Source organism: Carboxylicivirga mesophila (assembly GCF_018271975.1).
Taxonomy (GTDB): Bacteria; Bacteroidota; Bacteroidia; order Bacteroidales; family Marinilabiliaceae; genus Carboxylicivirga; species Carboxylicivirga mesophila.
Genome location: NZ_JAGUCN010000028.1, coordinates 1 through 11153, shown reverse-complemented (window position 1 = coordinate 11153; position 11153 = coordinate 1). Strand labels below are relative to the sequence as shown.

Genomic DNA, 11153 nt, shown 5'->3' with positions numbered 1-11153 from the left:
CCGCCTTAAACCCCTAACAAACAGCTCAATTCAACAGCTTAACAACTTAACAAATCAACCACATTATAGCATCCATGACATTTTGATGACAATTAATGACAACAGATGACTTCATTTTGACGATGCGGTGTTAAGCCCCCTCTACATTTGCTTTTGTAATTCAATTATTAACCCAAAAACAAAGAGTTATGAAAGCAAGACATCTTTTCACAGCATTGGTACTTATGGTTGGACTAAGTACAGCAACATTTGCACGCACCCCTGAAGCAGTAGCTTTTAAGAAATGTTCGAAACAACTAAACAAAGAGCTTAAAAGATCTTTGAGAGGCCCAAGTTTTGACTATTTAAAACCAGACTGCTGCGAGAATGTGGTTGTTAAGTTTAAAGTGGACAAAAACAACAAACTGATTTTCCACAAGGTAACTGGTGAAGATGAACAGTTGATGAAGTACGTGGCAGAAACCCTTCAAGAGGTAGATATTTATGCCGTTAACTCATCATTGCAAGGTAAGATGCTTAGGTTTCCTATCAACTTTCAGCATGTTGAGCACTAAAAATCGTCGCCTGGATTTTAACCTTTTTTGGATATAACCCGATAATATGTACTTTTAATCGTTGATGATACGTATGGTAGCCAAAACACTAAAATATTTCGCACTTACCCTTAGCCTGCTAATAATTAGCACCCTCGGTTCGAACTCCCAAATCCTTCAGGAAGAACAATACCTTGAAGGCTACTGGAAGTTCTCGATAGGCGATGATGAACAATGGAAGCAGCCTGATTTTGATGATGAGCAATGGAGCAGCATACGTGTACCGGCCTCATGGGAATCACAAGGCTACAACGATTACAACGGCTATGCATGGTATCGCAAAACGATTCGCCTTGATATCATTCCCAAACATGACCTGGTATTGCGTATTGGCAGCATCGATGATATTGATGAAGTGTATATCAACGGGCGTTTTGTGGGCAACTCTGGTAAGATGCCTCCAAACACCAAAACAGCATACAACCAGGAACGGTTTTACACCATTCCGTCCAGCTACTGGCAAAAAGGCGCCAATGTGATTGCCATACGTGTGTATGATTATTATGACCAGGGCGGCATCATCAGAGGGCCCGTTACGCTCAACACCAATGTGGCCGAACAACTGGTGTCCCTTAACCTGGCAGGCACCTGGAAATTTGCAATACACAACCAGCACAATGCTGAAAAAGCCAACTACAACGACTCGGACTGGAGCGACATACAGGTGCCAGGATTCTGGGAAAGTGCAGGCTGGCCGGGTTACGATGGCATCGCCTGGTATCGAAAATCCTTTAAACTACCGGCGCATCTGGCTAATGAAGAGTTGGTATTACTGTTGGGTCGTATTGATGACGAAGACAAGACATGGCTGAATGGTACCCGCATTGGTGGCGTATCACCAGGAAGCCTGCGTTCATCGCTGGCCAGAGGTCTGTTTGGCTCCTACCAGTCACACACCACCCTGCGTGCCTATGAGATACCTCAAAGCATTATCAACACGGTTGGTGACAACACCATTGCCATCAGGGTGGTTGATACAGGCATTGACGGCGGTATATACGACGGACCAATAGGTGTAATGACCCGTCAGCAATTTGATACATTTAAAAAGATGGTGCGAAAAGAGCCAGACTGGATAAATACATTTTGGGAATGGCTTAACAACTAACGGATATGATCAGAAAGTCTCAATATAGCATCCTGTTACTTTTTACCTTTCTGCTATTGATTGGAAAGGCAGACGCACAGAACCTGCGCGACTATATATCGCTGAATGGCAAGTGGTATTTCTCCATAGGCGATAATACCGACTGGGCCCGTTACCACTATAACCATTTTGAGTGGGAACAGATACGCGTGCCATCGCCCTGGGAACAGCAAGGTTTTAATGGCTATGATGGCTTTGCCTGGTACCGCCGCGAGGTGCACATTGGCCCCGAAGCAAAAGAACTGAGCCTATGGCTCGACCTGGGCTATATCGATGATGCTGATGAAGTATACCTGAATGGCGAGCTCATCAACCGTTCGGGGCAGTTCCCACCCGCCTTTAAAACAGCTTACAACGCCCATCGACTGTATAAATTACCCAGTCAACATATTCGCTACAACCAGGCCAATGTGATAGCCGTCAGGGTGTACGATGCCTATAATGAGGGAGGCATCATCTCGGGCAATATTCGCATACGGGCAGAGATAAACCCGCTTGTGCCTGACCTGCCATTGGAGGGCCACTGGAAGTTTAAAACAGGTGACGAGAGCTATTACAAAGCAGTTGCCTACAACGATAGTAACTGGGATGAGTTAATGGTACCACGTGCATGGGAAGATCAGGGCTACAGCGACTACGATGGCATGGCCTGGTATCGCAAAACCATAACCCTGCCCGACAATCTGAAAGAGAAACGCCTTGTTATTCTACTAGGAAAGATTGATGATGTAGATGAAGTTTATATCAACGGAGTGCTTATTGGGCAGACCGGCGAGATCAACGACAACTACTTTTTCACTTATAACCATGCCTGGAAAGCACTGAGGGGCTACACAATACCGCCCAAGTTGCATCAGGCTACTGCGCAACTGACCATTGCTGTGCGTGTTCAGGACCGCACCCAGACAGGCGGCATCTACGAAGGGCCGGTTGGCATCATCACCATGGATAAATACATTAACTATTGGAATGCCAGGCGCACAAAATAGTGACTGATGGCAGGCTCAGGCTTTAGCATTGCCTTTCTCCCTGCCGACTTCTCCACAATGGAAAGTTGCGAACAATCTTCCGACGAGGGTAAGTATTGAAAGCGCCGGGGACTTTTATTGCTCTGTCCTATGACGCTTCTGCTTTGTGATGCGGTCAACTTCCTTAAGTAACAACGGAAAGGCCGGCTCAGTCATACCATGGTCATAGCCTTGCAGTTCCAGCAACCGGATTGATGGATGGCCAACCACCTTCATCATGCGCATCATGTAGGCATTCTCCTCGTAACGTCCCAAAAGCTCCAGCTCACGGTCACCGGTAATCATCAACAATGGTGGAGCATCGGCCCTTACATGGTAAATTGGCGCATACTCATCAACAACGGCCTGGGTGCCTTCAATGCCCCGCTCCTTACGAATGGTAAAATGGGTGATGGTATGCCCGCTAAAGGGAATCAGTCCGGCAATGCTATCGGCCTCTACCTGGTGATGTGCCAGCCAGTGCTTATCCATGCCCACCATGCTGGCCAGGTAGCCACCTGCCGAGTGCCCCGACACAAATATCAATGATGGATCGCCACCATACTGCTCAATGTTTTTAAAAACCCAGGCAACAGCGGCAGCTGCATCTTCAATATATGCCGGCGCCAACACCTTCGGATGCAGCCGATAGTTAACACCCACAACGGCAATACCCTTTTGTTTGAGTGCCTCGGGTATCTCCTTATGACCCGCCTGAATACCCCCTCCATGAAACCACACAACCGTGGCATAAGCGGCACTGTCCTGTGGATAATACACATCCAGCAAACAGCACTCATTGATATAATCATCCGATTGATTCAGTGACTCGCTATAGTAGTGGATATTCTCTTTTAAAATATAGTTTTCTTGCGCTACAAGGCTAAAGCTAAGGATGACAAAGGCAATCAGTAGGAGTGTATTTTTCATAAGGTCACATTAATGTTGGTGATTGTATAGATAACAAATCTAGGTAAAATCCTTTACGCTATTGAGTAAGGCAAACTTTGTGAGCTTCATTCCTCCTTAATCAATTCATGAATCCTCATGGGGTATTGACTTCTAACTTCTTTTATTTGCTCGCTTTCAAGTTCCAGATAGTTATCTACCTCATAGGTGACCATGGCATACTCATTGCGCAGTTCGATATAGGCATTTTGCAGCTCAACTATGCAATTGAGGTAGGTTTCATAACTGAGGGTCTCATCGAGCTCAACCCTGATAATGGACTTGTGATTACTTTTTATCAAACGCTTGACTGCATCTTTACAATTACCCCAGTCACTATTATTGCCGTTAATGGTCAGTGAGTCGGGCTTAACGCAAACCATGATATTATCTGCCTTTCTATTTATCAGATTCAGTGGTGGAGGTAACGATCGACCTCCAATTGAATAAAGAGGTGGCAGTAATGTACCAATTATGGTTCTGTTCCCACTATCATCAGTTGCAGCAAAACCGACTGCATTTAACTGAGCTCTTTGCAACTCATTTTTGATGCGGTTCAACACGCCAACTCTTACCTCTTTGTCAAAATACAGCAGCGTTCTTGTAGCCCATTCTTTCTTATCAATCAGTAAGTACGATGTATCCGACAGCGTATGCGCTTTCCCATTAAAGAAAATGAGTAGTTTGTTGTTTTGCCAATCAGCAAATAAGGTGTTGTGATAGCTATAATCAGTAGCTTTAAAGTCAGAACGCAGTTGTGGCAAATTAACGGAAAGCTTCTTTTTGTGATTGAAATAATCTACTAAATCTTTAAAGGAATCCCGCTCATATATTTCGATGATGATATCACCTTCAATATCTATTAACTTCAGATGCTCATTATCAAACACTATTAATGACTTATAAATACTGTCAAACCCACTGATATATAAAGTGTCTTTCCGGATGTGGTAGAGCTTTTCACCGTTAAATATATTCGACTCCATCTTAACCGAAAAATCGGAAAAGGTTAATCGGTAAGGATCGACAAAATTATCTGCTTCAATCCACTTGCCTTGTAGTTTGTCCTTATTAGTTTGACAAGCGTATAGCACAATAACAGATATAAACAAAATAGCAAAACGAGTTTTCATTTAAACAGTTCTTAATTAATATACTTATCCAGTTCTGCAATCAACCTATCTATATCATTGGCCAATGGTGCATCTTTACACACTATCTGACCATCTTTATCCAGAATCATAAAAGTGGGAAACTTTAATCCATCGCCCTGAATACGTTGTAAGTCTGCCTTTAGGTTCTTATTAGCTACAATATGATAGCCTTCTAACTTGTAGGATTTAATAATACTTTCACGCAACTGCGTATCATCGTTATACTCATAGGCCAAATACACCATAGTAATGCCTCTCTCTTTAAGCTTTTCTTTAACCTCAGACATAAACTGAAACTGTGCACGACATGGTGCACACCAACTTCCCCAGCAATCGACAAGTAGAGGTTTAGCCCCCAAATAATCAAATAACTCCTCAAATGAATTAATCGAGTCGGAGTGAACAACAATGCACTCTTCAGGCAATTTCTCGCTCTGTAGCTTCTCATATTCCTCAACACGCGGTAAAAGCAAATCTTCTATTAGCCCACCATCATAAGTACCTTTAAGCTCCGGATGATCTTGCAAATATTTTTGGAGATGTGCTTTGGTAATTGTACCTAAACTAGCTGCATTACAGAGGGTATGATATCGTTGATAATGCTGATTCACATCATTGGGCAGAATATTTACTGATTTGTCATAAATAGCCTTGAAGGCGCTATTACCTTTTCGTCTTTTGTAGGTATATATACCATCCTGATAATCCTCCAAAAACTCGAGATACATATCCGTATAAAATACCATATTATCCAGGTGGCGTATTGTTGAGGCCTCTACAGGGTAACGTATAAATATTTCAGGATACACTTCCAGTAATTGCCTTTGAATAATGGTATCCTTTATGATGTACTTTGGAGCCCAAAAAGCAGAACGAATGGTTGAGGCCAGTCGTTCTGCATATTTATATTCAATATTAAGCTTTGATATTTCATAAAACTCAGGATCAATATCACCCTGATTTAATAATTTTTTAAAGGGACTCAACTCCCTGTTTATTTTATGATTAAGACTATCGAGTAAAGTATGTGGCTGCTGCAGATTCCAGTTAACATTAAATAAGGTACCATGAATTTCATTGTCAATCATATTATAAAGCATCTGCCCTTTATCAAGTTTAAATAGCTTCGTGCCATCCTGGTTACCGGTTTGCAATGAATATATATCCGGAAAACTAATTCTTGCCCAGGCTTTATCCTTATCTCGTTCATCCTCTTCACTTACAAATGAATAACGATTATTAGGCCTCACAACCAATTCAACCCAATGCGATGCAGCTTTTCCTGTCCAGCAGACTTTAAAATACTCGGTTTCTTTAATGTGAGTGCTAATAATAAAGCGCCCAGCACTATCTGGTTCCAAAAGTGTATAAGGCCTGGCACCTGCCACCGGTGATATTGTATAACCAATTGTACCACTACCATCGTAGCCCAAAAGCTGACCTTCTATAACGACATTATGCTTTTGGGCTGACAAAAGGCTAAATAGAAACATGAGATAAAAGAGCAATAGCGACTTCTTCATTCGATTGTAAGGTTTAGGTTTGGAAAAACTTTTACATAATATTTTTGGCAGGTAATAACTACAATCCGTTTTGTTTGCAGCTAAGCGTATCCTTTTTAAAGTACTTATACAACAACAAACCTGCAGCGCACATATTAATGCTCCAGATGGCCAATCCGCCCCAAAGCATTTGTCGGGCATCACTATTAAACTGGCTAAACTCGGAAAGCTCTGAAATTAAAGCACCCAGCATAAACAAGTTGACCAATATAAACAAGCTACTTAGCAAAATGCCTGTGATGCGTTTCTTAGAAACGATTTGCAGAATAATCAATGCAGCCAATACGATGGCTATGATATTAAAGTGAAATGGCGGTGTATAACCAGCCAAAAGAACTACTGCCAGTACGTAAAATTCAGGCAGTTTCATAAGGATTGGGTTATTAGGTTTCATAAGGTTAAGAATTATAGTCGATATCAAATGTAGCATTTACCTATACTATAATATAATGATAGTTGCATAATCGTCTAATAAAAACCTAAAATCCCTTTAATGATTATTATCAACGAATTATAATCGCGCACTAACTCATATCCAACGAAGCAAATTAAAGGAAAAAAGCGCCCTACAGGACAACGGAGCGCTTTTTGTATTCATATACTCATTACAATCTTATTGCTTTATTAATTTATCCATAAAACAATGCTCTATTGTGCAAATCTTCACCAAGTACAAGCCGCTTTTCAGATGTGCAACATCAATTCGTCCGGTAGGTTTATCACTTGCCAACACCTGCCGCCCATGCTGATCATAAATTTCGATTCGTGTAAGCGGCTCGTTACTTTTAATCGTAATAAAACCATTGGCTGGATTAGGGTATATTATGCCGGCCTTATGGTCCACTTTTTTTATGGCGGATACCACATTGTAATCAACTTGCCATATTTGCCGGCCAGACTGTGCTGTTTCTGCTATAAAAAACACCTCATCTCCAATGGTCATTATATTTGTTGGTGTTGAGCTCTCACGGCCCTTCCAAACATCAGCCATCAGCATAGTACCCTCTTCGGTGCCATCTGTTGCCCACAACTCATAGCCAGCATCACTTGTGTAAGCCGAGAAATAAACCAAATCGTTAACTGCCACTAAGCCTGAAGGGCTTGAACTACCACTGCCGTCTTCAATATCTTTAACCATTTTAGTCCCGGCGGTTGTGCCATCGCTCTTCCACAATTCATAGCCATTAGTACCATCAGAGCATGAAAAAAACAGCGTACCGCTGAGGGCGCATAAGTTTCCGCTCCTGAAGGCACTTTCGGTGCCGGCATTCAAATCGGCCAACAAGCTGGTGCCCGCTACGGTACCATCGGTATACCACAATTCGCGCCCATGTTCAGCCGTAACAGCCGTAAAATAGAGGCGGTTGCCAAGTTCAGTCAGGTTTTGCGGATTCGTAGGAGCCCCATTTGAGGCGTCTGATAATTTAACGGTACCTGCTGAAGTACCATCTGACACATACAGTTTATTTTCTCCATTATAGGTTGATGCTGCCGCAAAAAACACATTATTGCCCGTTGGGGTTAACTGACTACACCTACCTAAATCCATCAATTTTGTTGTTCCGGCTGCTGTTCCGTCGCTGGTCCATAAATCATGACCCGATCCTTCAACGGCCAAGTAGAGTGCGTCATCAGAGGCAGTCATTTCAGAAACACTAAACGGCGAATTATACATGTTTACGCCCAAATCATAAATAAACTCCACACTCCCTTCATTGAGTTCACACAGATGATAATGCCCATCTTTGTAGTAAATAAAATACAACACCCCATTATATTCAGTAAGATACCTTGGGTAGCCAGACGCAGCCCCTTCCATTATATCTTGAACCATCAAGGTGCCCTCTGTTGTACCATCCGTTTTCCACAATTCCAGCCCATAGTCAGGATGAAAAGCTGTAAAATAGATCTCATTATTTATATGTTCAAAGTTATAAGGACTCGAACTGTTTTTTCCGATATAAATATCAATAATCTGTGAAGTTGCAGAGCCATCATAGCCCCAAAGTTCCCTGCCTGTTTCACCTTCATCGGCCACAAAAAGTAGTTTATTATTTAACGCCAATAAAGATTGATCAGATAAGCCATATTTACCTGTATTAATATTATCTGACAGGTTAGCAGTTATACCATCGGTACTCCATAACTCATAGCCTATATTGTTATTAAATATAGATGTGTAATACAATCCATTATACTCAAATATATCTGTTACTCCTTCCAAGGCATCAAGACTCTGAATTGTATTACCAGTAAAATCATAAATCCATGCCTTAAAGTCAGTTTCTGCCACATAGCTCCCGCACAGAAATTTACCATCGCCAAACGCACTTATTTTATATGTATCCCAATGCTCAATAAAAATAAAAGGAGGTTCAACAATATCGCACAATTCATCAATATACGTCCAAGACAGGTCATCAAGATTTAGTTTAACCAGCGAGGTTCCGCCTGCATCATTACCAAATGTAAATACAAGGCTTTGCTCTTCACCAACCAGATTAGAAGGCACAAAATAATCATTGGTGTAGCTATCAAATACTTTCCTAGTGCCATAATCAGTTCCATCCGATTCCCATATAAACAATCGATTGTAGTCAGCCTCAAAAAAGGAGAAATACAGCTTTCCATTATACTTTACTACATCTGCATAATCAATCAAACGCGTAGAAGCATTGTGCACGTATGCAAGCTCCTGCGTATTAGCCAGCGTTCCATCAGTTTTATGCAAGTAGTAACGACTAACAAAATACAGTTCATTATTTAACTCAATGTATTGGGTCAAATCGGAGGTACCGGTGGGGCCTGCACCATTGCCATCTATCTCATCGGTCAGGGCGAAGGTGCCCTCATGGGTACCGTCACTCTGCCATACCTTGCTATCATTTGTACCATATGGCTGAAAAGTGAATATAAAATAGTTATTACACTTCCCAACATAAGAGGGCTGGTTCCAAATTGCTAAATCACCTCTAACCATAACAGTACCTTGGGCTGTACCATCACTCTTCCATACCTGCAATAAATCATCATCCCGCCTGAGAAAATATATTTCATCGCCCACCAAGGTCAATTGAGATATTCTATGATTTAAAAAATCAGTTACCTTAACCGTCCCTGCTTCAGTCCCATCCGTTTTCCATAGTTCGCCTGCCGACTTTTCATCTGTTGCAATAAAGTACATGTCGCCATTTAATATAACTGCCATCTCCGAGAGGTAATTCATTAAAGAGCCTTGTTTACCTGTATAAATATCTTTTAGTTGTGCAGCAGGTTCATCATGAGCTGCTTTTACCCATATCTCCCGTCCATGAGTTTCTGTTCTGGCATTAAAAAATAACATTTGCTTATATTCAACAAATCCAGATGGAGAGGAGCTTTTATCGCCAGGATTACTATGAATATTAGTAACTTGCCGCTGCCCACTTACATTTGACAATAAAGCAAATAACAGACTTAGTAGATAGATTTTCTTCATAGAACAGTTTGAATAAAGGGATATAGAATAATATTAATTAGTAAATATAATAAAAAATAAAAAAGCGCCCCGAGCAATCCCGAAGCGCTTTATCAAGCTAATTGAATTCAGATATATGAGTGATTAATCTTCCTCTTCTTCGTCATCCTCATCAATATCAAAGGCATTCTCCACGGCCGTTTCAAACTGGTCTAAAATCACCTTGTTCTTGTCTTTACTAATCAGGATGGAGCCATCTTCCTCGGCCACAGCACTGGTAAAATCAATGGCTGCCACAAAGGTTTTCAGCTGTCCCAGGTTGAGGTCGATAAACAGGCGCGAGTCGGCCCCATCCAGCGCATAGCCATTGGCATATTCCAGCTCCAGCTCTAGTTCCTCATCGCTAACAATGGTAAAAGCCGTTCCTTCATAGCTGCCCTTTACAAGGATAGTATTGCCCGTCATCCCGGCCGGCTCATTTTTGTCGTAAGGCGCAAAGTCGAACTCTATTTCTTCGTATACAGCATTAGGCACATGGGCGGTAGCCAGGTCAATACCGGTAATGGCATCGGCCGATAGCAGGTCAATCAGGAAAGGCCCTTCCAGTTCAATATCACTGTAAATAGAGTCGCCTCCCGGTATCATATCTTCCATATCGTCGTTGACATCAAACTCAATCTCTCCCAGACATATCTGGAAAGTTTCCAATGATAAAGGATCTGTAGTAGTTTCACCACCTGCCTTCAACACTGTTTGAGAAGCCTTCAATGCCACCTTCACCTTACTGCTGTTGGCATTTCCTTCATCATCGTTACAACTGCTTAGCATGACCAATCCAAGGGCTAATACAAATAGGTTTTTAAGTACTTTCATTTTTTCAGATTATTTGTTAGTAAATTGTTTTCCTTTCTTTACTAGCATGACGAAAGCTTTAGCCGAAACGTTGGAAGGGGTTTAAAAATTCTGATGATTTTATTGGCGTGAAAGACCTCAAGTAATTAATTACCATACCAAAGGCAGTACATTAATTACTTTTATCATTAAATAAACGCACAGGATGTTCTAGCTTTGTCTAATAACCTGAGTTCGATTTAGATTTCAGAATTCAGATTGTCATAAAGAATTGATATACAAGGCAAATTTTGCAGGGCTAGCGAGTTAGCTCGAAAAATTTAACGCAGTAGATTAGTTTTTTTATGACAATGCATAGATGTTTCACTTATAAACAGCAATTTTCTTCCCGAAATTTATTCAAAATAGCCCGCTATTCTTTCATAATTTTCGA

General features: G+C 41.5%; 9 protein-coding genes. 3 read left to right on the top strand and 6 right to left on the bottom strand.

The window, feature by feature from the left end; all coding sequences use genetic code 11:
• Positions 1–188: 188 nt before the first annotated feature.
• The 3 genes from KEM09_RS18830 to KEM09_RS18820 all read left to right on the top strand — a co-directional run bounded on the left by KEM09_RS18830 (position 189) and on the right by KEM09_RS18820 (position 2729).
• Complete coding sequence (locus tag KEM09_RS18830; RefSeq protein WP_212230668.1) at positions 189–554, top strand: hypothetical protein; 366 nt, start codon at positions 189–191, stop codon at positions 552–554.
• A gap of 64 nt (positions 555–618) precedes the next feature.
• Positions 619–1701 carry a beta galactosidase jelly roll domain-containing protein gene (locus KEM09_RS18825; RefSeq protein WP_212230667.1) on the top strand — a complete coding sequence of 361 codons (1083 nt, stop codon included), beginning with the start codon at positions 619–621 and terminating at the stop codon, positions 1699–1701.
• A 5-nt stretch (positions 1702–1706) separates the two neighbouring features.
• Positions 1707–2729, top strand: coding sequence for a glycoside hydrolase family 2 protein (locus KEM09_RS18820; protein ID WP_212230665.1), 1023 nt, complete (start codon positions 1707–1709; stop codon positions 2727–2729).
• A 114-nt stretch (positions 2730–2843) separates the two neighbouring features.
• Here the strand turns inward: KEM09_RS18820 and KEM09_RS18815 are convergent, their stop codons facing one another.
• From KEM09_RS18815 to KEM09_RS18790, 6 genes are all read right to left on the bottom strand, one after another.
• Complete coding sequence (locus KEM09_RS18815) at positions 2844–3677, bottom strand: alpha/beta hydrolase (protein WP_212230663.1); 834 nt, start codon at positions 3675–3677, stop codon at positions 2844–2846.
• Between the two features lie 86 nt (positions 3678–3763).
• Positions 3764–4828: a hypothetical protein gene (locus KEM09_RS18810; RefSeq protein ID WP_212230661.1), complete on the bottom strand. Its 1065-nt coding sequence runs from the start codon at positions 4826–4828 to the stop codon at positions 3764–3766.
• An 11-nt stretch (positions 4829–4839) separates the two neighbouring features.
• On the bottom strand, positions 4840–6372 hold the full coding sequence (locus tag KEM09_RS18805) for a TlpA family protein disulfide reductase (protein ID WP_212230659.1): 1533 nt from the start codon (positions 6370–6372) through the stop codon (positions 4840–4842).
• Positions 6373–6430: 58 nt separating this feature from the next.
• A complete protein-coding gene (locus KEM09_RS18800) occupies positions 6431–6781 on the bottom strand; it encodes a hypothetical protein (RefSeq protein WP_212230657.1) in 351 nt (116 codons plus the stop codon).
• 243 nt (positions 6782–7024) lie between these two features.
• Entirely contained in the window at positions 7025–9889 is a 2865-nt protein-coding gene (locus KEM09_RS18795; RefSeq protein ID WP_212230655.1) for an ELWxxDGT repeat protein, read from the bottom strand.
• Positions 9890–10012: 123 nt separating this feature from the next.
• Positions 10013–10741 carry a hypothetical protein gene (locus KEM09_RS18790; protein WP_212230653.1) on the bottom strand — a complete coding sequence of 243 codons (729 nt, stop codon included), beginning with the start codon at positions 10739–10741 and terminating at the stop codon, positions 10013–10015.
• Positions 10742–11153 lie beyond the last annotated feature (412 nt).

What these genes read in the sequence shown, in the direction of transcription:
- KEM09_RS18825 (WP_212230667.1), top strand. Translation starts at nt 619, where the DNA reads ATGATACGTATGGTAGCCAAAACACTAAAATATTTCGCACTTACCCTT.
- KEM09_RS18820 (WP_212230665.1), top strand. Translation starts at nt 1,707, where the DNA reads ATGATCAGAAAGTCTCAATATAGCATCCTGTTACTTTTTACCTTTCTG.
- KEM09_RS18800 (WP_212230657.1), bottom strand. Translation starts at nt 6,781, where the DNA reads ATGAAACTGCCTGAATTTTACGTACTGGCAGTAGTTCTTTTGGCTGGT.
- KEM09_RS18830 (WP_212230668.1), top strand. Translation starts at nt 189, where the DNA reads ATGAAAGCAAGACATCTTTTCACAGCATTGGTACTTATGGTTGGACTA.
- KEM09_RS18815 (WP_212230663.1), bottom strand. Translation starts at nt 3,677, where the DNA reads ATGAAAAATACACTCCTACTGATTGCCTTTGTCATCCTTAGCTTTAGC.
- KEM09_RS18790 (WP_212230653.1), bottom strand. Translation starts at nt 10,741, where the DNA reads ATGAAAGTACTTAAAAACCTATTTGTATTAGCCCTTGGATTGGTCATG.
- KEM09_RS18795 (WP_212230655.1), bottom strand. Translation starts at nt 9,889, where the DNA reads ATGAAGAAAATCTATCTACTAAGTCTGTTATTTGCTTTATTGTCAAAT.
- KEM09_RS18805 (WP_212230659.1), bottom strand. Translation starts at nt 6,372, where the DNA reads ATGAAGAAGTCGCTATTGCTCTTTTATCTCATGTTTCTATTTAGCCTT.
- KEM09_RS18810 (WP_212230661.1), bottom strand. Translation starts at nt 4,828, where the DNA reads ATGAAAACTCGTTTTGCTATTTTGTTTATATCTGTTATTGTGCTATAC.